Source organism: Scytonema sp. NUACC21 (assembly GCF_054684315.1).
In genome coordinates this window covers 102,945-125,905 of sequence record NZ_BAAFZH010000089.1, presented here as the reverse complement: position 1 = coordinate 125,905, position 22,961 = coordinate 102,945, and the positions used below count along the sequence as shown (strand labels likewise).

At 42.4% G+C, this 22,961-nt stretch carries 18 protein-coding genes and 2 pseudogenes; 10 read left to right on the top strand and 10 right to left on the bottom strand.

Annotated elements, in window-relative coordinates; translation table 11 throughout:
* Positions 1-87: 87 nt before the first annotated feature.
* From ACYRY3_RS23595 to ACYRY3_RS23585, 3 genes and pseudogenes are all read left to right on the top strand, one after another.
* A pseudogene (locus ACYRY3_RS23595) lies at positions 88-174 on the top strand (hypothetical protein); the annotation flags it as partial.
* A 30-nt stretch (positions 175-204) separates the two neighbouring features.
* Positions 205-726: a WD40 repeat domain-containing protein gene (locus tag ACYRY3_RS23590; RefSeq protein WP_460204097.1), complete on the top strand. Its 522-nt coding sequence runs from the start codon at positions 205-207 to the stop codon at positions 724-726.
* 130 nt (positions 727-856) lie between these two features.
* On the top strand, positions 857-1,678 hold the full coding sequence (locus ACYRY3_RS23585; protein ID WP_460204096.1) for a carbonic anhydrase: 822 nt from the start codon (positions 857-859) through the stop codon (positions 1,676-1,678).
* Positions 1,679-1,789: 111 nt separating this feature from the next.
* Here ACYRY3_RS23585 and sbcD read toward each other — a convergent pair whose 3' ends face one another.
* A complete protein-coding gene (gene sbcD / locus ACYRY3_RS23580; RefSeq protein ID WP_460204066.1) occupies positions 1,790-3,100 on the bottom strand; it encodes an exonuclease subunit SbcD in 1,311 nt (436 codons plus the stop codon).
* 854 nt (positions 3,101-3,954) lie between these two features.
* Here sbcD and ACYRY3_RS23575 point away from each other — a divergent pair.
* The gene (locus ACYRY3_RS23575; RefSeq protein ID WP_460204065.1) at positions 3,955-4,206 is read left to right on the top strand and encodes a hypothetical protein; all 252 of its coding nucleotides are present in this window, start codon (positions 3,955-3,957) and stop codon (positions 4,204-4,206) included.
* A gap of 19 nt (positions 4,207-4,225) precedes the next feature.
* Here ACYRY3_RS23575 and ggt read toward each other — a convergent pair whose 3' ends face one another.
* The 4 genes and pseudogenes from ggt to ACYRY3_RS23555 form a co-directional block, all read right to left on the bottom strand.
* The gene (ggt, locus tag ACYRY3_RS23570; protein WP_460204095.1) at positions 4,226-6,001 is read right to left on the bottom strand and encodes a gamma-glutamyltransferase; all 1,776 of its coding nucleotides are present in this window, start codon (positions 5,999-6,001) and stop codon (positions 4,226-4,228) included.
* Between the two features lie 130 nt (positions 6,002-6,131).
* Positions 6,132-6,218: pseudogene (locus tag ACYRY3_RS23565) on the bottom strand (ABC transporter ATP-binding protein); the annotation flags it as partial.
* A 77-nt stretch (positions 6,219-6,295) separates the two neighbouring features.
* The gene (locus tag ACYRY3_RS23560) at positions 6,296-6,673 is read right to left on the bottom strand and encodes an RNaseH domain-containing protein (RefSeq protein WP_460204094.1); all 378 of its coding nucleotides are present in this window, start codon (positions 6,671-6,673) and stop codon (positions 6,296-6,298) included.
* Positions 6,674-6,695: 22 nt separating this feature from the next.
* Positions 6,696-7,085 carry a hypothetical protein gene (locus ACYRY3_RS23555; protein WP_460204064.1) on the bottom strand — a complete coding sequence of 130 codons (390 nt, stop codon included), beginning with the start codon at positions 7,083-7,085 and terminating at the stop codon, positions 6,696-6,698.
* Here ACYRY3_RS23555 and ACYRY3_RS23550 point away from each other — a divergent pair.
* The 4 genes from ACYRY3_RS23550 (at position 7,070) to ACYRY3_RS23535 (ending at position 10,031) form a co-directional block, all read left to right on the top strand.
* Positions 7,070-7,240, top strand: a complete 171-nt coding sequence (locus ACYRY3_RS23550; protein ID WP_460204063.1) for a hypothetical protein — start codon at positions 7,070-7,072, stop codon at positions 7,238-7,240. The genes ACYRY3_RS23555 and ACYRY3_RS23550 overlap by 16 nt on opposite strands.
* A 346-nt stretch (positions 7,241-7,586) precedes the next feature.
* Positions 7,587-8,042 (top strand): ribbon-helix-helix domain-containing protein, encoded by a 456-nt coding sequence (locus ACYRY3_RS23545; protein WP_460204062.1) that lies wholly within the window; start codon positions 7,587-7,589, stop codon positions 8,040-8,042.
* Positions 7,993-8,670, top strand: coding sequence for a hypothetical protein (locus tag ACYRY3_RS23540; protein ID WP_460204061.1), 678 nt, complete (start codon positions 7,993-7,995; stop codon positions 8,668-8,670). Before ACYRY3_RS23545 ends, ACYRY3_RS23540 begins: the two co-directional genes overlap by 50 nt.
* 683 nt (positions 8,671-9,353) lie before the next feature.
* Positions 9,354-10,031, top strand: a complete 678-nt coding sequence (locus ACYRY3_RS23535; RefSeq protein WP_460204060.1) for a PAS domain-containing protein — start codon at positions 9,354-9,356, stop codon at positions 10,029-10,031.
* A 681-nt stretch (positions 10,032-10,712) separates the two neighbouring features.
* Here the strand turns inward: ACYRY3_RS23535 and ACYRY3_RS23530 are convergent.
* The 3 genes from ACYRY3_RS23530 to ACYRY3_RS23520 form a co-directional block, all read right to left on the bottom strand.
* Positions 10,713-11,612, bottom strand: coding sequence for a glycine betaine ABC transporter substrate-binding protein (locus ACYRY3_RS23530; RefSeq protein WP_460204059.1), 900 nt, complete (start codon positions 11,610-11,612; stop codon positions 10,713-10,715).
* Positions 11,613-11,729: 117 nt separating this feature from the next.
* Entirely contained in the window at positions 11,730-12,383 is a 654-nt protein-coding gene (locus ACYRY3_RS23525) for an ABC transporter permease (protein WP_460204058.1), read from the bottom strand.
* A gap of 36 nt (positions 12,384-12,419) precedes the next feature.
* Positions 12,420-13,172: an ATP-binding cassette domain-containing protein gene (locus ACYRY3_RS23520; protein ID WP_460204057.1), complete on the bottom strand. Its 753-nt coding sequence runs from the start codon at positions 13,170-13,172 to the stop codon at positions 12,420-12,422.
* Between the two features lie 388 nt (positions 13,173-13,560).
* Between ACYRY3_RS23520 and ACYRY3_RS23515 the strand changes: the two genes are divergently transcribed.
* Positions 13,561-14,541 carry a 50S ribosomal protein L11 methyltransferase gene (locus ACYRY3_RS23515; RefSeq protein ID WP_460204056.1) on the top strand — a complete coding sequence of 327 codons (981 nt, stop codon included), beginning with the start codon at positions 13,561-13,563 and terminating at the stop codon, positions 14,539-14,541.
* 936 nt (positions 14,542-15,477) lie between these two features.
* Here ACYRY3_RS23515 and ACYRY3_RS23510 read toward each other — a convergent pair.
* On the bottom strand, positions 15,478-20,298 hold the full coding sequence (locus ACYRY3_RS23510) for a two-partner secretion domain-containing protein (protein WP_460204055.1): 4,821 nt from the start codon (positions 20,296-20,298) through the stop codon (positions 15,478-15,480).
* Positions 20,299-20,560: 262 nt separating this feature from the next.
* On the opposite strand from ACYRY3_RS23510, the gene ACYRY3_RS23505 reads away from it, so the two are divergent.
* A complete protein-coding gene (locus tag ACYRY3_RS23505) occupies positions 20,561-20,824 on the top strand; it encodes a hypothetical protein (RefSeq protein WP_460204054.1) in 264 nt (87 codons plus the stop codon).
* Between the two features lie 6 nt (positions 20,825-20,830).
* On the opposite strand, the gene ACYRY3_RS23500 is transcribed toward ACYRY3_RS23505, so the two are convergent.
* Complete coding sequence (locus ACYRY3_RS23500; protein WP_460204053.1) at positions 20,831-22,909, bottom strand: cytochrome-c peroxidase; 2,079 nt, start codon at positions 22,907-22,909, stop codon at positions 20,831-20,833.
* Positions 22,910-22,961: the final 52 nt, after the last annotated feature.

Sequence of the window (22,961 nt, the reverse complement as noted above, 5' to 3'; positions counted from 1 at the left end):
AGCACTGCCCGCCAATATCCAAAATCCCCCTCTGATGGATGTATATTATGAATTTGGGATGGTAGCATCGGATAATGTGTCCAAGTTTTCCAACATAACAAGAATATGGTATCCTCAGTTGTATACAGTCCGGATGGAAATTTCTTGGTTAGTGCCGGCGCAGATTGCCTCCTTCGAGCTTGGAATGTAAATACGGGGAACTGCATTAAAACCTTTGCAGGGCATACTCACGGAATTTTGTCAGTTATTTTTAGTCCAGACGGGCAAAATTTGGCAAGTAGTAGTGAAGATACAACTATAAAAATTTGGGATTTCAAAACCAGCCGGAGCCTATTAACGTTAAGAGGGCATTCTCTTGGTGTCATAAGCATAGCCTACAGTCCCAACGGTCAACTGTTAGCCAGCGGAAGTAATGACCAAACTATAAGAATTTGGGACGCGAATACAGGAGAGTGTTTGAGAGTGCTTGAAGGTCATACGCGAGCCGTTTATGCAGTTGCATTCCTCCCTTCTCATGATAGCTTACCTTCAGTAAAAGGTCCCATTCTTGCAAGTACCGGTAAAGACCATAGTGTTCGGTTATGGGATATCGAGACAGGTGAATGTCTAAAAATTCTCAGCACCCCACGCCCTTATGAGGGAATGAACATTACGGGAGTGACTGGCTTGACAAGGGCTCAAAAAGCAGCACTGATACAATTAGGGGCAATTGTTGACGAGGAGTAGCTGACTTGACTTTAGATCTTCGGGTAACTCTCTTCCTGTTGTATCAAAAATTCTGTGTAAAATTAAAAATTTGATACAACAGGAATTTTCTGAGGGAGAATTGATAGTATTGCCTGTTGTGGTTAACTTTATGAAGAAATTAATTAGGGGTCTGCGCGAATTTAAAGCTAGCTACTATTGTAAGTACCAAGAACTTTTTAAACAACTCTCCCACGGTCAAAAACCTAGAGTATTGTTTATTACATGCTCGGACTCCCGTGTCGATCCAAACTTAATTACACAAGCCGGGTTGGGTGAATTGTTTGTCATTCGCAATGCTGGTAACATTATCCCGCCATTTGGAGCAACCAATGGTGGTGAGGGAGCCACAATTGAATATGCTGTTCAAGCACTCGATATTCGACAGATTATTGTTTGCGGTCACTCCCATTGTGGCGCAATCAAAGGGCTTATGAAGTTAGACAAGCTGCGTGGGGAAATGCCGCTTGTCCATGACTGGCTCAAGTATGCTGAGGCAACTCGACGATTGGTAAATGACCACTACAGCCATTACGATGAGGAAGAACGGATAGAAATCGCGATCGCCGAAAATGTACTAACCCAAATAGAGAATTTGCGAACCTATCCAGTGATTCGCTCCAAGCTCTACCAAGGACAACTGAATATTTATGCTTGGATTTATCAAATTGAGACAGGAGAGGTTTTGGCATACGATTCCGAGAATCATGCTTATGTCTTGCCCCAAACCCAACTCCCTCCATCTGAGGTAGATGAGTCCCTGTTAGTACCTCTTCCAACGTGTGAGGAATGCAATACTTCTAACGGAATTCAGGATAGGATTGTTGAACCAATTCAGGAAATTGAGATCTCCCCATACAGACAGTTTCCAATGACAGCACTTTCTCAGGAGCAGATAGAGCGAATTTATCGAGGCTCTCGGTCAGCAAACTGAGGTAGTTGACAAAAAAGAGGGAACAGGGAACAGAAAGTCAAGAGTTCCTCTGGAAGACATTGTAGAGATGTAGTATCATCCTACGTCTCTACTTCTCTCTACTTGGAATGCTCATAATAGTCTCAACTGAGTATCTCTACCTTCCACTAAAGAAAGATTCTGAGCATCCCGAGCGTTTATACTTGGTTCGAGCAATACTTCGACATCATTTCCTAATAAATTGTGTGCTGCTTCCAACATCAATTCTGCTATATCTTTGAGGTCATTGCGGTTGTCCAAGTAAGTTTTTAGCGCATCTATCGGGTCAATAGTGTTACTTGCACTCAGTTCGGGAATACGGGGGCGAGCCAATTGACTTATCAGTTCTGGTTGTATGCTATGGGTATGAGCGGGGCTTAAAGCCTTATGCAATGATGTTGTATCAATTAAATCCAACTGCTCCGAGCGGAGTTTGTAAATCAGTCGCACGACAGCATTCTGGATGTCATGCTTGGCGATCGCTTTCAATATCGCTTCCTGGGGGTCTTCTACTTTGGAGACATCGACCTCAATAGTCCGAAAAACTCTTGCAGGCAGAGGACAAAATTCCCAATTAGTGCTCCCCCTCTCGATTTCTACCATCACATAACCTTTGTCTTCCTTTTCTTCGCTAAAATCCACCCTCTCAATACTTCCTGGATAAACCACTGGGGGATCGTTAGACTTATTGAGATTTTGGTGGCGGTGAACGTGACCCAATGCGACATAATCAAAGCAAGGGCGTGCTAGCAAAGAGACAGGAAGCGTAAAGCCCTTACCCACTGCTAAATAGCGTTCAGCGCCCAAACATGCATTATCTGCCATCAAGTGACCTAAAAGAATAGTTGGTAGATTGGGGTCAAAGCGACGAATTTCTCCTTCTAAGACAACCTGCAGACGTTCAATGAGCAGTTGATTAACTTCCAATAAAGATAGCCCTTCTGTTTCCTGGCGAGTCATGAGTGTAGAACGGGTCAGCCAAGGTAGAGTCAAAATTTGTACTAAACCACTACGAGTTTGTACTTGGTGGGTAGTTAAGCTATCACCCACAATCACTCCCGGTACACCTAAGGTACGGTAAATACAGAGACTGGCTCCCCCCAATCCTTGAGAGTGTTGGTCGTGGTTGCCCACCAACAACACCGTGGGAATGCGAGCATCTGCGAGGCGACGAAACTGACTGGCAAAAGCTTCTTGTACGTAGGGCGGCGGTGTCGCATCGGGAAAAGCATCACCACCAAATATGACTAAATCCACGGGTTCTGAGAGTGCTCGGTCAATACATTGAGATAGTGAATTGACAAAATCTTCTAATCGTGTATTTAATCCTGTTTCAGCATTAATCTTTCCGTGGGAAAAGCCGCTTCCCATATGGATATCAGAGAGATGAAGAATTTTAATCATAATCAGTCATGAGTTGACAAATCTGACCGCATAGTTGTTGAGTTTTGTAGAAACACGGTTATACAGTTTCATGCTAAAGAGTGCAAAGAACTCGTGCGGGCATACCTTAAACACCCTTGTAGAATGAGTATACTGCTTGTAAACCCCCGCGTTCATTAAGAATAGCAAGCATTTTTACACGATCTACAATGTCAGTCCGCTTATTTCCACTGCATAAGTTGGAGAAGCAGCAACTATTAATAGTTGTAGTGAAAGACTACAAGCTTTAGTAAATCGTTAATGAATAACAATTATTTTCTATTATGTAACTGATTTAAAATTTAAAATCAACAAAAATGTTGGTTATCAAAAAATTGTTCATTGCCAACTTTCTGCAGAACAATTACATATAGATAAGAGGGTTGACAACTTTCTTAGTTGTCATTCTGAAGCCAAGGTTTTTCGAAGTACCACACAGAGTTTTAGTTTCAATCTTTTTAACTAAAACTATTGCAAAAAGTACTCAAACATACATAAATTGTCCGAAAACAGAGATAACATGGGGGATATAAGTACATGGACACGAAGACAATATTGTTTGTAGTAGGACTCTAGCAATAAAGTACTGCTGCAAGTATTTGAACTTTTTTTTCGTAGTTTTTGACATTTTTTTTCATGTTGTCCATCTACTTCGGGGCTTTCTTTTGTTTATTTATGTATGCGTGTGTAAACCATGTGAGAAATATGTGCATTTATAGTTTTTTTCATAACTTTGGCAACAAAGTTCAAGGAAAAATTACCCCTATTGGGTGAGGTGAGACTTGACATAAGTCTGCGATTATGCTTTAAAAAGCTAAATACTTAAGGAGTTTGCCATGTATCGACAAATGTGCTGGTTATCACAGTCCGGTAGTGATGGGGATAAGATTCTGCATTTGCAGACTGCGCCCAATCAACCCTGGCGTCCTTACACAGCTTTTCCACAATATTCTGTCCCAGATTACCAGATACCTGGAGGTTCTAAAGGTTGGGCAACTTATCAGAAACTTTTAAAAGCAGGTTGGACTCTAGTGCCTAGCGCAAGAGCAAACGAGTTTAGTCCTCGATCTATTGAAGTTAATAGCTAAAACTAAATAAAATTAAACCTCAAAAACCTCTTGGAGAACCTTCACCACGCGGATCTGCTGCGCCTTCTAGAGTACCATCAGGTGTTACTAAAATTGCGTTGATATTCCCCCAAGGTGTTGCCTGCATAATTTTATGTCCCCTTCGCTGTAATTCTGTGAGGGTCAAAGCATCTAAACCCAGAGGTTCCACTCTTAATTCATCTGGCAACCACTGATGGTGTATGCGGGGTGCAGAAACAGCTGAACCTGCATCCATATTGTACTCCAACACATTGAGGATAACTTGCAGCACTTGGGTAATAATAGTCCCACCACCAGGCGCACCTACTGCCATGCGGAGGCGACGGTTTTCGGTGACAATGGTGGGAGCCATGCTGGATAGAGGAGTTTTTCGCGGTGCGATCGCATTTGCCTCAGCACCAACAAGTCCGAAAGCATTGGGGACTCCAGGTGCAGCTGCAAAGTCATCCATCTCATCATTCAGCAAAATACCAGTTGTCGGCACTACGACCCCAGAACCAAAACCGTAGTTAACTGTGAACGTGAGACTAACAGCATTGCGCTGCTCATCCACAACAGTGAGATGGCTGGTTTCTGGCGACTCAGCAGATAATTTTGTCTGAATTGGCCGTGCATCCAAGACAGGGTAGGGTTGCCATTTTGGATTGAGAACCGCAGACGGACGCAGACGGACGCGCATATTTTTCTGCTGTAACGATTGGAAGTCTGCTGGTTTGACCTCAGTTGAAGGTTTAGCCCGTTCCAGACTAATTTCTTGACGGCGTTTCTTAGCGTAGTCGGGGCTAAGAAGTTGTGCTGTGGGTACTGGGACAAAATCTGGATCGCCGAGATGCTGGGAACGGTCAGCATAAGCGATTTTCATGGCTTCAACTATCAGGTGTAGTGCGTTTGGGTGATGCCATCCTAAGGATTTCAAATCAGTGTCACCGATTATGTTGAGAATCTGTAATAAGTGAACTCCTCCTGACGACGGCGGTGGCATGGAACAAACCCTAGCTTTGCGGAAGTTGCCACAAACGGGAGTACGCCAGATTGGTTTGTAAGATTTTAGGTCTTCTAGAGTGATGAGACCTCCGTTTTTTGCCATATCAGAGGCAATAGTGCGGGCAATACTTCCGGTGTAAAAACTTTGAGGATTTTTAGCGATTTCTGTCAAAGTCCTTCCTAAATCTCGCTGTATCAGCCTTTCTCCTGGTTGATAGAAATCTCCATTGCGAGTAAAAATTGCCCGTGCGGCTGGATTATTGAGAATCAATTGCTTGCGAGCTTCATACACTCTAATCGATCGCCAAGTCTGCCGAGGACTGAGGATAAAGCCATCTTTTGCAAGAGCAATTGCAGGTTGTAACACCTCTTGCCAAGGTAATTGACCGTAGCGACGGTGGGCGTCATACAATCCAGCTACTGTTCCTGGTGTTGCTACAGCTAAATAACCATTAACACTTGCATTGGGACGTACCTTGCCTTGTGCATCCAAATACATATCTTTTGTCGCTTTGAGCGGTGCTCGTTCGCGAAAATCTAAAGCTTTAATTTCACCAGTTTTTGACTGGTGCAATAGCAAAAAACCACCGCCCCCAATGCCAGCCGAAAAAGGCTCAACCACGGAAATAGCAAAGGTTGCAGCCACTGCAGCATCAACTGCATTACCACCCTTGCGTAACATGGTAACTCCCGCTTCACTTGCCAGGGGATGAGCCGAAACCACCATTGCCTTTTTTGTGCGTAGCGGTGGAATAACAGCAGCCAATGTAATTTGGCTGGAAAATAACATACTCAGGGAAAAAGCTGCGAATGCAACCTGTCTGCATTGATTCAAAATATGGTGTGCCATATTATTTTTGTTCAACGCTAACGGTTGCAAACTCATTAGCGATGGATGAGTAACGTATGTAAAGGCTAAATTATAGCCATCGTTGTATCTTACCATCCTCCATGCGAACAATGCGATCGGCAATATCTAGGATACGGTTGTCGTGGCTCATAAGGAGCTACAGTAGATTCCATACCATTTTGGATTTTCAATTTTGGATTGGAAATAGTGAGTAGAATAACGGATGACGACCTGTTATTCAGGAAATTCCTCTGCGTCTTCTAGTTCCTCAAAATCTGCTGATTCAACCGCATCCTTAGTACTTACCGCATACTCTTTGGCTAGACTAGCAAAGGGAAAAGGAAATGGCAGAGAAACATCATCTGCAAAATAGGGCCACCGATTTCTAAGGCTATGAACAAACCCAGCCAGTTTATCGCGTTCAATTCCAGGGTGATGCACAATAGCGATTTCTAAGAGTTTGGGGTTGCCTGCTGGTCTGTCACCATTATCAAGCCGAGATTGTGACTTGCGTAATAAATTCTGCTCCGTATTCAATAGTTTTCGTAAACTTAAATAGAGTGAATTTTCAGCACTGTCACATACATTTTGCCAGCGAAATACACCACCAATATTACTTCTCTTCCCAGGAGAATCAATCTTCTAAATCTTCATCTTCGCTTTGCTGGGGAATATTAGATTTTTGGTAAAGATTATGACAAGGTTCGTTACCAAATTCCCATTTCTCCTCGGATTGTACCAAAGCGAGTATTGCACAGACGGGACTAAACCAGCGCCATGCAGGATGGATGGCTGCTTTTTCAATCTCCTCACCTTTTTTGGTAACCAAAATTGATTTGTAGACTTTCTCCAATTGTTGGAAGCGATCGCTTCCCAACACAGGAGCTGCAGGAATTCCCAACCCTTCCCGAAATAGAGAGGCGAGGCGCACGGCGCTGACAACATCATTTACAATCAATGCACAGCGATACCCCTGTTTGGCAACATGGTAAATGAGCACTTCCAGCAGTGTGGATTTACCCACGTTCAATAACCCAACAATGTGGAGTAGTCGCTCTAGTTGAAACTCACTACCAGTTTGAAAATCATTTGTGGAGCTATCATACAGTCGTAGAGCAATTCCTTGGAGGCGATCGTCATCTCAGTTACTTGGTTTCTCAAACTGGTGCAAGACGTTAGTTGATTAAGTTTAGCCTTATAATAAATGACTAAGGGCTTAAGTATGACCCTCAAAATCTAGCACTCGACTCCAGAAGCTAGGCATTGAGGTGCATTGCCTTTTACTAAGAACAACTCTATCATCGGGTCATCTACTTTTCTTCGTTTAACTTACTCAAACTTTTTAATGACCAACTAAACCTATAATATCAAATGATACTGCTTGTCATTTTTTTTTGTCAAGATTTCATGTAAAACTGACAAAAAATAAATTTTAATAATTTGACTGCCATTCTAATAATTCGAGTTTGATGCGGGAAAATAAAGACAAGCATGATATCAACAGTCTACAGAATGACCAATAGAAATGACTGACAAAAGGCGTTCTGCTGATTACAAGCAAGTCAGCGGCTATGTTTCGGTAGAGTTAGCGCGGGAATTCAAAAGCATCTGCGCTCGTGAAGGGGTATCCCAAAGCGATGCTCTAGAAGAGATGCTCTGTGAATGGCTAGCTAAACGAACAACTTCCAACTTCTCAAATCCCGAACGAGCAAGCCCTCCGCTGACTATTGCCGATTTAGTTCGAGCCAACATGACAAAACTGAAGCGCTTTGGGATCAAAAACTTACAAGCGCTTGCCAGAGGGGAAGTACTGCCGACCCCAGGGGATTTCGCCATTATCACGTCTACTTTGGGTATTCCTGAGGAAGAACGAAAAATGATTTGGCAACAAACTTTTAATTGTCTGCATGACGATTTTGAAGGTGTAACAGATGAGCACGAGTGTTCTGAGAATCCTCAATCAACCAGGCTGGAACTATAAACTGTCCCCCGAAGGAGTCTCTATTCTTGCCCCGACAAAGCAAGACGCTACCCACCTTGCTCAAAACTACGGTTATGTTTTGACTGCAACCGCAGCAAAAATGAAGGGTAAGGTGCGAATAGGGTGGAGACGTTGCAAGCAACCAATAGAGTTTTACGGATGGATGGCATTTCAAGAACCGCCTCCCTCCGGAAACACTGTCAAGCGTACTTTATTAGGGGGTGGAGTCTTTTGCAGCCAGGTACGCTTACCCATAGCGTTGTTGCATCGAATGATGGCAGCAGCTGAAAATGAGCGTCCAGTGAGTATCGTCAGGCAAGATAACCACAAGCAAATTATTGTTAACAGAGCCATGTCTCATATGTTACAATCCTTTCCTGGGATTGCCACTCAAAGAGTGATGACCCGATTTTGGCTACCTGAAGATTTGGCAGAACTGCAACAACGATTACGCAGCGAAAGCCGATTCACTTGGACTTACTGTGGTGGACTAAACGAGCGAACTTGGGCAATTTTGACAACAGAATTCGAGGCTTTTGAGGTTGAGGGGATTTGGTACAGACAGAGCACCTGCTTAACAAGCCCTCAGCCTGTACCCATTCCGCCTGGGGCTTTTGCTCCAGCTTGAAAAATGGTGTAGGGTGGGCTATGCCTCACAAACTCCAGATATGTCAGGCATGACACACCCTACATCAATCTAATTATTATATGAAATACATAGATATTATTTAAAACGAAAACCTATGATTCACTGCAAGCACAACTTAGCCAAACCGGAGTCTTGGTGGTTCATTAATAAGTAATATTTAGGCGCGATCGCAGTAGTTAAACTGTCTTTGATGCAACACAATTACGAGTTTTTTCACTATTAACAATTTTTAACATTATATAGGTTGAATTCCGCCAATCTACTTAACAATAATAGTTTGTAAAAGGGTATAGCAATCTTATGGATTGAACTCATACAGCGGACTGCAATTAAATGGGGTACAGGTTGTTGTAAGGGCGCAAGGCGGCCGCGCCCCTACCTATGTACTTCATTTACCTGAAAAATGCTGTAAGTAGGTGGGCAAAATTAAATATAACTATGAAGATCGTCATTCATCATTAATCATGAGTCCTTGCATTGAGACAAATGACTGATGACTAATGACGATCTTCACCAGTTAACTTTATTTGTACCAATCTACTAAATATAGCTCAATTGTTACTACGACAGAACTGGGATAATTCATGGCAACAGCATTGAGCTACCCATGACTTGGCTAAAACCTTTTAATTGCTAACATCACAATTCCAAAGGTATAAAACATGAGTGCGTGTGTTCTTAGAGTTCTCAATCAACCAGGCTGGAACTATAAACTGTCCCATGACGGAGTCTCTATCTTTGCCCCTACAAAGCAAGATGCCCTCAATCTTGCCCAAAACTACGGTTATGTTTTGACCGAAACCGCAGCAAAAATGAAGGGGAAGGTAAGAATCAGGTGGAGACGTTGCAAGCAACCAATTGAGTTTTTTGACTGGATGGGATTTCAAGAACCATCTCTATCTGCAGAAACTGCCGAGAACCTCTTACGAGGAGGTGCAGTCTTTTGCAGTCAGTTGCACTTACCAGTGACTTTGTTACGCCGAATGATTGCAGCAGCTGAAAATGAGCGCCCAGTGAGTATTGTCAGACAAGATAACCACAAGCAAATTATTATTAACCAAGCAATGTCGAACCTCTTACAGACTCCACCCGAGATTGCCACTCAAAGGGTCATGAACCGATTTTGGCTACCTGAAGATTTGGCAGAACTCGAACGACGGCTACAAAACGAGAGTCGCTTTACTTGGACTTACTCTGGCGGACTAAACGAGCAAACATGGGCAATCCTCACAACGGAATTCGAGGCTTTTGAGGTTGAGGGGATTTGGTACAGACAGGGCACCTGCTTAACAAGCCCTCAAATTGTACCCATTCCATCGGGGGCTTTTGCACCAGCTTGATAAGAAGTCGGATTTCACTGGGAAAGAGGAACAAAAAAAGACAATTTTTCATCCTTGGTTATAAGTTTTGACCTAGCGATCGCTTCTAGGGTCTGTTAAATCAACGAAAAATCATCAGGTGCATTTTTGTATAAAATTAAACTCTTCTTTGCCAGTGTCATGATTTTTTTAAATGACTTCTTGACATAAAAAAATGACAAGCGTTAACATAATGATGTAGCACAACATATTGTTTCCTCAATAGGAAAAGCCCCATCCATCAATGAGGCTTGGCTGACATATGTGCACTGTTTTTTATAATACTCCTGTTGTGAGGCTTAGTGTAAGGAGTATTATAAAAAGTAAAGTAGGAAGTTTATCTTGATTCTGCTCCATAGATACGCCGCTCGAAAGAATGCAATGAGCTAAGGCTAGATTTGCTGGAATTTGCTTGCTGTGAAGGTACTAGCAGGGTTTGTAATGGGTTTGGTCAATTGTTGGTGGGCAGTGCCCACCCTACTACTACTTGAAAGAAGGCAATGAGCTAAGGGTAGAGTTGTGGGAATTTGCTTGTTGTGAAGGTACTAGCAGGGTTTGTGATGGGTTTGGTCAATTGTTGGTGGGCAGTGAGTGCCCTACCTACGTCTTTAGGTAATCTTCAGGTGGGAAGGGAATAGCAAAGTTTGGGATTGGCTCACCAGTTTAAAGTAAACCTTTGATTCTACGAAACTCAATCACAACCTCTTTAATATCGCGTAACTCGCCCTCAACTAGGTCATTTAATCGACGCATTTCATCAGCTGAGATTTGTCCGACAAGTTGAGCGATCGCTTTCCTTAACTCCGGATGCTTTTGCAGTGTTTCCTTCCGCACTATGGGAGTTGCTTCATAAGGTGGAAAATACAGCTTATCATCCTTGAGTACTGCCAAACCCAAGCGAGAAATTTGGCCATCAGTAGAATTGCCATTCACCATATCCACTTGCTTTTGCACTAGCGATCGATATATCAATCCCAAATCCATAATGCGAGGAGATTGGGCAAAGCGTAAACCATAGGTTTTAGCCAATCCAGGAAAACCATCTTCCCGTTCCATAAATTCATAACCAAAACCACCGCGCCATTGAGGTGTATATTGAGCGGCTTCAGAGAGCGTGTGAATATTGTAACGTTTGGCATCTTCACCGCGTATAGCCATCGCAAAAGTGTTTTCAAATCCCAAGGATTCCATCACTTCCAAATTGAACTGTTGACCATAAGCTTGTTTTAGTCGTTGAAAAAGAATTTTTGGATCGCTAATAGATTTTTGTTTCAAAATAGCAGTAAAAGCCACACCTGTATATTCAACATAAGCATCTATTTTGCCAGCAGTAATTGCTTGATGAGTGACAAAAGTACTGGTAAAGCGACGACGCTCAACTTTTAAATTAGTTTTTGCTTCGATTTGCTGTGCTAAAAGTTCGCTTAAAATATCTTGTTCGGTAAAACCTTTGGAAGCCACCACAATATCGGCTCCATTACCGCCACTACTGTTGTGATTACAACTAGCAATGCTCATTACCAAAACAAAAGTGACAAGGAGAAATGCAAAAAATCTTTTCATTTATCGCTTATGACTAAAAAAGAATAAAAGGATAAGAAATAGGTCGATATATGGGTATAATCCACCTAAATCTATTGATAAGCTTTACTTTATACTTTATCCTTCATACTTCATCCTTCATAATTTATCCTTCATACTTGTAATTGTTAATTTTTTTTCCAACCAACCAATAGCAGAATCAGCCAATAAAGCAATAATTGCAGCAGGAATAGCACCAGCTAGAATTAACTGATTATTGACCACTGCAATTCCACGAAAAATTAACTCTCCCAACCCACCAGCACCAATGGCTGCGGCAATTGTTGCAATTCCAATGGCTATCACTGTTGCCACGCGCACTCCTGCTAAAATCACACTTAATGCTAGGGGAATTTCTACTTGTAATAACAGTTCTCTATCCTTCATCCCCATTCCTCGCCCCGCCTCGATTATAGCTGGGTCGATATTAGTAATACCAGTGTAGGTGTTACGGATTATGGGTAATAGGGAATAAAAACTTAAGGCAACAATAGCAGGGTTTTGTCCTATTCCACCAATTACAGGTACAGGGATGAGCAACCCAAACAACGCTAGACTAGGAATGGTTTGTAAAATATTTGCGATGCCAAGAACTGGTTTGCGGAAATTTTTGTATCGGGTAATTAATATTCCAAGTGGAATACCCACAAGGGTAGCAATGCCAATAGAAATTCCTACTAATACCAAGTGTTGCAGAGTGCTTTCTAGAATCTCTGTTGCATATTTTATCAAAAAAAAGTCGCTGAAATTCATATAAAATTTGACCGCTCGCCCAAACTGTCTGATTATTTATACTGAGGGATACTTTAAAGTCTGCAAAAATGCAAGAGCTTCCGAGTGTTTAGATTGCAAAAATTCTTGAGGTGTACCCAAGACAACCAATTTTCCCCCATGCATTAACCCAATTCTCGATGCTAAAACAAATGCTTCTTGGATATCGTGAGTCACAAACACAACTGTTTTTCCTAATTCTTTCTGCAAACGCTTAAATTCTTGTTGTAATTCTAACCGCGTAATGGGATCTAACGCACCAAAGGGTTCATCCATCAATAACACTGGTGGGTCTGCTGCTAGCGCCCTTGCGACTCCAACTCGTTGCTTTTGTCCGCCAGAAAGTTGGTGTGGGTATCTTTGAGCAAATTGCTCGGGTTCTAATCCAACTAAATGCAATAATTCATAGACTCTTGTTTTTATTTGTTTTGGCTTCCAGCCTTCTAAAGTGGGAACTAAACCTATATTGCGTTCGACAGTAAAATGGGGAAACAAGCCAGTTTCTTGAATAACATAACCAATTTTTCTTCGGAGTTTAATTTCATCCCATCGTTCTGTAGAAATGCCATCGAATAACACCTCTCCTTGTGTAGGTGTTAAAAGACGATTAATTAATTTGATGGTGGTTGTTTTGCCACTGCCACTGCGCCCTAGCAATATCAGTGCTTCTCCCCAATTAATGGTAAGATTAAGGTCTGATACAAGAGATCGCTTGTTATGGCTGAGGGTGACATTGCGGAATTCGACAGCGATTTGTTTATCCTGCAGCATTTTGGGTGATTTGCAAGCTGGTTTCTAAGACATTATGCGCTGTTTTTGCCACAAGTGTTAGTTTTTCAACAAGGCATAAGGTATAAAATATACCGAAAGAAAGAACACGAGTTTATTAAATTTTGTAAAAATCATAAGCAAAGCATCACAATACTCAAATCATTCTCAGGTGTATCGTGTCTAACAGCAGTGGAGACCAAAAAACATCTATGAGTACAGATATCTGGAAGAGTGTAGACCCTGAAAAAATAAAGCAGAGAATTGACAAAATTACTGCCAAACTTGAGGCAGTTATACGTAAGTATACTTCTTAAGCAAGTTTTAACAGCAGCGATCGCCATTTGCTGTACAGTTACCAATGACTGAATAATTAGCAAATGTAAAAAATATGCTATGGATAAAACTGACCTTCCATACAAAAAACGAGGCTGTTGACTGGGTTTGTACATTGCTAACAGCAACTCGTTATATAGACGACATTTATGTCACAAATTATACAGATGTAGATATCAGTTCTTCAGACCGAAGCGATGTATCACAACCCCAATGGGCATTTACTATTCATCTATATGTAGCTCACGATACTAATGCATATGAACGTATAGAAGAAATTGCTAATTCCCTCTTATCCTTACAACGTGCTGGGCTATGCACCCCTATTGAGGAAACTGTAGTAGAGAACAAACCTCAACTAGGAGGGCTGAACCCTGTTGCAAACCGTATTGGGCAACGCTTCGTTATCCTGAATCCCGATATACCCTATGAATCTAAGGCAGTAGATGAAATTGTCTTAAGGCTCAAGTCCAGTCTTGCCTTTGGCAGTGGACTACATCCAACAACTATTCTTAGCCTGCGGTTACTTGAACGCCATGTAGCCCCCAGCATGAACGTTCTAGATCTCGGTTCTGGTTCGGGAATTTTAAGTGTTGCAATGGCGAAGCTTGGGGCACAAGTCTTAGCAGTAGATAATGACAGTATTGCCGTACAGTCAACCCAGGATGCTGTAAATCTTAATGGGGTGGAGCCACAGGTAACAGTTATGAGAGGGAGTCTGGGGCGTGGCAGTGACTTAGGGCATTGGATGGGCATAGGCACGATTGACAACGTGCCAACTATCAAAGATACAGAAACCTTTGACCTCATCGCTGCGAATATCCTAGGACGTATGCATATTACCCTTGCCCCTGATTTTCGGCAGGCTTTGCGTCGAGATGGTGTACACTCGGGTCTTCTCATTGCATCAGGTTTTGACACCGATTATGAAGACATCATTACTACAACCTTTACAGAAGCTGGATTTGAAGCTGTCGATCGCGAATCCTTCGATGAATGGGTTGCAGTTGCTTATCAGATAAAGGATGAAGGATGAAGGATGAAGGATAAAGGATGTCTAATTGTTTCGTCAGTCATGGTTAATGTTTTCCTACAATTATTGTGTTTTAAGACCTAACTCAAACATTGCTGATTGTTGTGACAGCATCCCATAAGTTGCTCAAACTTTAAGAGTGGTTACAGTACGAATTCAAGGGGACGCAGAGTTTTTCCCCAAACCATACAACCAACCAAAGTTGCAATCTACTAAGTTGTCAAGAAAACCACTATTCTCATTTTTCTGGCTTTATCTGTTCGCTACAAACAGATGGATCTCATAAAGTAGGTCTACCAGAACAAAAGAACTTTATTGAGCTTGTCTCAATTTTTTGTTAGTTTTTTGTGTCTTTACTTTTTTGATTCCTATAGCAAGACTAACATACATTTATTGCATTTACTAATTTTTAAAATTATTTACTTCTTTTTCAAAGTTTCGTCTTTAAAACTTAATTTACATCCTGAATTTCAGGGTCTTCAAAACTTTTAAGCACAAATAATGATTAATAAAATACTGGATAATTAATATTTTGAAGGAAAATTTTCAGAAGATTTTTTAAAGTTTTTGGTGAATATCATTCGCTACTACATAAATGAAGTTTACCTGCACGAACTTGTAGATTTTAACCATTTTCTTGCGGGTTTTGCTTGTATAGTTCCCAATTCTATTCGCCTTAGTTAAGTCAGAATTGATACTCTACAAGCATTCTCTAAAGGGGGTCACCGTTCCATTGTCCTTTTCTGGCACGGCGATGCCAACTATGGGAGATTTTGACTGTCACAACAGCAAATAACTTGTTCTGGGTAAACAGGAAACAATCGACCTGATACACAAAACCAGAGATGCGATTTGTTATTGGTTGGCATTTAGGGGGGGCTTGCTGGTTGCTTTGAGCCCTGCCATTTCTATATTGCTACTATTGGTATTTTTAGGCGCTCAAAAATCTTGGTGTCGAACAGCGCAAGATGCGGGGTTAAATAAATAACTATGAGCCGTGACACTAGGTTCAGCAGCAACTAATGTAATGTCACCCTTTGCATCCACTCTCCAACTTTGTGCTTCCACAATTTGAGGAGGGAGAGTGGGGGGAAAGGTGGACAAGGGAGCAACTTCTACCAAATCTTTCTCTTCTGTGCCCACTCCTCTGGCATTGTCTCCAGAAAGGCTTATCCAATTTGCAACTACCGCATCACCCGTGAGGGGTTCTGCAGGACTGGGTGATATTCCTCCACGCCCTGTCGCAACAAATGAACTCGTTGTTTGTCGTCCACCTGGGGTGCAACCTGTGGCAATAAGTTGTGAAGCATCAACTAAATTTGCAGGCAATGGTACCAATTCCCCATAAGGATCGACATCCGGTGTATTGACAGCCACAACACCATTTAAGGAAGGGTTTGTTTGGGAAATTGCAGTGATATCACTTGTCAGCAATCTTCCAGGATCTAATAGAGCTGGATTTGTCGTTTTCAATAGTCTTGAAAGTTCATTACGACTAACAGGTGCAAGCCCAAAGATGCTAGAAGCTCTAATATTGACTGTCCCTCCATTACCTGTAAAAGCGTTAGCAGTGATATCGCTATTTTCAAAAGGCAGAGCAACTATAAAGCCATTGGGAATATTAATAGTTATGTTGCCACCATTGCCGCCCGTAAGCGCAGTACCCGCACTGGCGGAAATTTGACTGTTCCGACGCATCAGTAATAATTTCCGCAGCCTTAGGTCTATATTGCCACCATTGACAGATCTTGCTTCACCTTTAATAGCACCTCGGTTGTCTAAAGAAATAGAACTAGCCTCCACATTTATACTACCTGCTCCACCTAATTCTGTACTGTTGGTGTTGCTAGGAGTTGAAGAGACAGAAATGGTAGAGCGATCGCGCACCGTCAAAGCTTCTTCTATTTGCAGATTAATATTACCACCTACACCAATTCCTCTGGTTTCACTGCTGAGTTGGCTGTTATTTTCCAACACAACTGAATTGGCAGACAACGCTATTTCTCCACCTTTACCACTGCCGGATGTAGCAGTTATAATAATACTATTGTTTAACGAAGCATTGTTCGCATCAATATTAATTTCGCCCGCATTGCCACTGCCCAAAGCCTCGCTACCAATTCCCGCATTTTCCATCACCAAAGAGTTGGCAGTCAAAAATAATTTTCCAGCATTCCCTTGAGCTTCCGTGTTTAAACCAATTCCTCCTGCATTTCTTAAAACAATGGAATCCACGTTGAGAATAATGGTTCCTGCATCTCCCGTGCCTCTGGTAACACTTCCCAAACCACTGATTGCACCAGGGATATTATTATCAAACACAACAGATTGAGCCGTGATATTAATTTGTCCGGCATTCCCCGAGGAATTTTGCACTGTACTGGTGCTGATACTGGTTTCATTTCTGAGTAAAAGGGAGTTGGCTTTTAGCGTAATTTCTCCAGATATCCCTCTACCACCAGTTTCGCTACTAACAAGGGAATTATTGATAAAAGAAACAGTATCTGCGGTGATATTAATGCGTCCGGCATTCCCCGTGTTGTTGATAGACTGCAGAGTTTCTCCTCTAAGCACGCCAGTATCACTAACTATGGAACTTCTTTCCATAACAAATGAGCCTGTTTCAATAGTAATGACTCCCGCATTACCGTCCCCCGTTGTCCTGCTATTGATGTTGCTGCCATTGTTTAATGTTAAAGAGCCAGCTTTGATATTAATTCGTCCTGCTTGTCCGCTGCTAGAGGTTCCCGTGTTAATACCGCTCCTCTGCAAAAATGCTCTGCCGGAAATATTAATGTTAATTTCTCCAGCATTACCAGATCCTTTGCTATCATTGCCAATTCCTGAATCTATCATTTCTAAAGAATTAGCAGTTAAGTTAAGTTGACCTGCATTTCCTTCTCCTTCTGTATTAATGCCCATTCCGGACTGGTTTCTTATTGCTACAGAATCAGCATTGATAGTGACTTGTCCGGCATTACCCTTGCCACGAGTCAAGCTACCCAAACCCGTACTGATATCGTTTCTAAAAAAAGGAATGTCATTTTCCAGCACCAAGGATTGGGTTGTGATATCAATACTTCCGGCGTTACCTGTATTGTTTGATAATGTATTCGTTGTGATGTTACTGTTATTTCTCAACGCCAGAGAATTACTAACCTTAAATGTCATTTCCCCTGCTTTTCCCTCACCACCTGTATCGCTGGTAATGGAACTGTTTTCCAGAGTAATATCATCAGCAGAAATCTGAATGCGTCCGGCATTTCCTCTGTTATTTATGGCATTCCCACTATTATTTCTATCGATTCCCGTATCATTACCCATTCCACTATTTTCCATACGGAATGAGCCTGTTTTGATAGTAATGTCTCCCCCATTACCACCTGTTACTGTACCGCTATTAAAACCACTATTTCTGATAAAGAGTTTGTCAGTTGTGATAGTAATTGCGCCTGCATTCCCTTTACTGTTGATATCACCTTGAGCACTTGTTAGGATTCCAGCTCTATCTAACGATAAAACTGATTTCGCGCTCATTGTGACCGCACCAGCGTTGCCATCACTATAAGTTCTGCTGCTGATATTTCCTTTTTCTAACTCAATTGAATCGGCATTTATTTTGACTTCTCCAGCATTACCTCTTGCAAAGGCATTACTGGAGATAGCACCCTCATTGACTAAAAGAGAATTGACGTTAATGTTAATACCTGTACCATTGCCATTTCCAAAGGAGTTGCTGTTAATGCCTCCTCCGTTTAAGGTTAATGAGTTAGCATTGATGGAAATTAATGCTGCATCGCCATTCCCAGAAGTCTCGCTGTTGATACCAGAATTGTTTGTTGATATAGAAGATGCTGCGATCGCGATAGGTTCTGCTGCGATCGCACTGACATTGTTGTTGTTAATGGCATAATTTTCCAATGAGACAGAACCTGTGGCTGTTAAGGTGAACCCTCCCCCTTGAGTGTCAATTTTGCCATTGGTCAGGTTCACATTCCCACTACTAGAAGTGTTGCTATTTGCACGCAATGACACATTCAAGCGGTCTTGGTTTGACGTAATGCTAAGATTTTTTAAGCTAATGTCGCTAGCACTCATGGTTATGGGTTCTGGAGCGATCGCACTGGTATTATTGCTGCTAATTGCAAGGTTTTCAATTGAGACAGAACCCCCTGCTGTTGCAGTGAAAGCTCCTCCACCTGTCTCAATTGAACCACCACTGAGGCTAACATTTCCAACACCAGAAGCATCACTATCTGCTTGCAGCACTAAGTTAAGACGACCATTATTCGATGCAATCCCAAAGCCTTTCAAAAGAATATCGTTAGCTGCTTGCAAAGTTAAAGTCGCCGTACCCGGAGTTGTCTTGGCAATGCCAAAACCCTCTGCCGTAATATTTCCAGATTGAGTTCCCGTGTTGCCTGTGGTGATGGTAACATTTGTTCCGGCATTGAGTTGCGCTTCAATATCTGGGATAAACACAACGGCACTATCACCATTGGGTGTGAAAACTCTAGGATCTCCATCACTCAATGAGCCGTTGGTGGTTGCACCGGAGTAGTTAAGAGTCACATCGCGGGGATCTAGCAACCAAGTGCCTCCTAAACCATTGGAAGCACTAGCATCAACGCGAATTCCCGCAACATCAAGAAAATAATTGCCTGATGTTTCAATTAAACCGCCATTACCTGCAAGTTGTCCCCCCTTAGCACTGAGGCTTCCATAAACACGAGAAGATTCCTTGCCCCAAATGGTAATTTGACCGCCATTACCTGTAGTTAAAGCATCCGCTGTTATAGAGGCTTGCGGGCTGATATATGCCGCACTGGCTTGAGGCACAGTTCCCAACCCTAAATAGTCACCTCCCACCAGCACCCGACCCCCACCTGCATCCCCAGATGCATCAAGGTTCGAGTTGTCAAACAGCCCCACTCTCGCACCCAAAATTTGCACTTTGCCGCCAATTTGCCCACTCTCAGTATTGGAAGCATCAATTTTACCCGTAATGATGGCAGTGTTATTTGTGTTTCCGCCAGTACCTGTTTGTTGGTATTCCAAGCTGAGAATTTCTCCTGCTTTCCCCAAAGAAGCCTGGGCATTTGATGCAGCGGCTACCGTTACTTGTCCCCCAGGAGCAAATATTTTTCCATTATGAGTCACACTGCTGCCAATCAAAGTCAAATTTTGACCCGATTTCACAGTTAAGTTACTAGCATTGTTCGTAATACTGGATTGATTGCTACCAAATTGTAAACCGATAGGAACGCTAATCGTCAGTAATGGAGAAGATTGGCTGGGGTTTGTACTAAAGAAATTACCATCAGCAAATTTTAAGAGGGGAGCTGTTGTAGCAATGAAGGAACCTCCAATATTCAGCGAAGCATTGGAACCAAAAATAATTCCGTTGGAATTGAGTAGAAACAGATTAGCATTCCCATTAGCGCGGATTAAGCCATCAATGTTTGAAATCGATCCACCTGTTATGCGGCTGATAATATTCTGAATATCCAGAGCATTATTAAAGTATGCTGTACTGCCAGTTGGTACAGAAAAGGCTTCAAAACTATGAAACAAGTTACTTCCTGCTGTCGTTCCACCTTCAATAATGCTGGTACTATCAACTGTTGTTACACGAGAATTATTGGGTAGTGTGGAATCGGGGATAATTTGAGCCAAACCTCGATTTGTACCAGACAGAGAGATATATACAAGACCTATTGCTACCCACAAGGTTTTTAAGTAGCTCCAATAAATGCTCATCACCCACTTTCACCCCCTCTTTCCTCAGCCATATTTTGCTGTACTTACTTGTAGTAATAGTAAACCACATTATTTCTTCTATCCAAAGGATGGTTTTAAGGTACATAACACTGTAAATATCTATACAAACTGTGTTTGCGATCGCGCAAGAAGTAGTTTTGACCTTTTTATCGTCAACTTTGATTTATTTTTAGCTCTCATTAGATAGATGTTCGTCAAAAACAAAGTTTGCTACTTTTCGGAAGACTAACATAGGTAAGTTATGCAGAAAACCTTTAATGATAACCCATACTTATCGCAAGAATATAGTCAGCTGATTGAAGAATATAAAAAGTATCGTCGGTACTACAACCAATGTTCGCGACTTTGTACAGTCATCAGAACCTGTGAAAGGCAAAATATGAAAGTAGCTTTGATGTATGAAAAAGCACTAAAAGCACACATAAATGCTAAAAAATCATACATCAAAGCAGTTGGGTTATATCGACAGTTACTTTTGAATTGGTTGAATGACGCAAAAAACTGATTTGTACTACTCCAAGAAATTTGGAGTACCACTGCCACCATTACGACCAACAGCAGGTACTTCTAGCAGGGTATCCGTTGCTTTTCCAGTACCGTCGTTGATAACAGAACTAGTATCACCAGGATGTCCATTAGAAACAAATAGTTGTGGGTGGTCGAAGGGCGCTTTGTCTAGAAGCACGCGTTCATCAGTGAGCGCTGTCAAGAAAGCTACTAACTCATCTTTTTCGGCTTCTGTTAGCCCTAAGGGGGCGAGAGCACTCTGCGGGCGAAAATCTCCACCGCGATTGTAGAATTCTACAACTTGCTTCAGAGTCAACTGACCGCCGTTGTGGAAGAAAGGAGCGGTGAGTGCCACATTACGCAGTCCGGGCGTTTTAAAGTTTCCGTCCGCACTGACTGAGCTATTTGAGGAAACAGTGAGATTCGGAGTTTCACCAAGAAGCGGCAGGAATTTACCTTGCTGAGCAAGTCGTGTCTCAGAAAGGGGGTTATCAAACGGGTCGTTACCACCTACACCCAAGTCTTCTAGAGTGGGTCGGACGCCAAGATTGAAGAACCCATTGTCAAAGAATATTTGGTTGTTTGATATGTTGATGGACGCAATTCGTTGTTTGCTCGTGTTGCTAACTGAAGCGTTAGTAAGTTCTGCTCCACTGTGGCAGCCGATACACCGAGCTTTGCCCTCGAATAGCGCTTTCCCCCGCTGCTGCTGTTCGGTGAGGGCAATTGTGTTTCCTTCCAAAAAGCGATCGAGGGGCGTATCGTTGGAAATGAGTGTAGATTCATACATCTGAACCGCTAGCCCGAAGAACAGCGGAAAGTTGTACTCCATCAACGTGTACTCGTTAGTTTCTAAAGAACGATCTGGCTTTTTAACAAAAGTCCGTTCACCCTTAGCATCAACTTGGATCGCACGATTGGACTTCCACCACTCTGACTTGAAAGCATCTTCAATCAACTGCTCGTAGGTAGCCGTCTTTAGACCGGTTTGAGGCCATCTGCTGTCGCTACCTAAAACACTGTCCTCTTGATGCACAAGCTGCTTACTAAGTGGACGAAGGGGAAGTAGCTTCTTACCAAGTTTTCTCGGAAGCTTTTTACCCTTAGAAACACTTTTAGATTTCTTCTCAACTTCCCCAAACTTATCGCCGATTTCCTCAAAAGTACGACCCTCAGCGGACATCTCAAAGGAACTGAGTGGCGGACCCACAGCTTGGGAAGCTAAAGACGAATTCTTGAGGCTAACTTTGACGAATTCTAATTTACTTGGGTTGTCTGCCTTGACAACAAAGGCATTGGGGTCTCTTAAGCCAAAAGGATTTACGCCGTTGAAAATATCCTGCGCCCTACCATCCCAGAAGTTGCGGAAGTTGAACACCGCATTAATTACGGTTGGCGTGTTACGCGGTTCGACTCGGCGAACTTCCGTACCTCCCACGTTAAATACCGGATCGTCTTTTAGATTGACTTTGTCTTGAGGATTGCCTGGTATGACATCAACGAATTCGGTATTGAACACCCCTTGGGAGGCGGTGACATCGTTACGGTCAGACACAACAGTTGTTGGGTCATCAGGATTTGATAACTTGTGGAATGGATAATCTTCTGGTTTGAGCTGGTAGTTTGGTGAACCACCGACTTGGAAAGTAGTATCGGGATTGGGATTCACCAAAAGACCGGGATTTATCTGATTTTTGGATCTGTTATCGGCTCCTGCATGGAAGTGACAGCTAGCACAGGACAGCAAACCATCGCTTCCGACCTGCATATCCCAGAAAAAGGCTTTTCCTAACTTAATTGCAGCTGTTTTGTTGTTAATGAAGTCTCCAAGGTTATCGGGTTCCGGAACTGACACGGTCTTGAGGGAAGCGAGAGGCGGCGGACCCGCAATCTGACCCGATACAGTATGTCCGCTTACGACTGCTGCAACAACTATGACAGCAATTGCTGTCCCTTTTGAATACCTTGACAACAGTCTGTTACGGTTGACAGGATTAACTTTCTGACCTGAGGAGGTAAGCAGTAAGTAAATCAGTATGCTTGTAAAAAGCAGTACTAGAATCGCAACTGGTAGTATGCCCATAATGGCAAATTTCTCCCAATGCAGTAAAAATACGATTACTAAGACCTTTTGC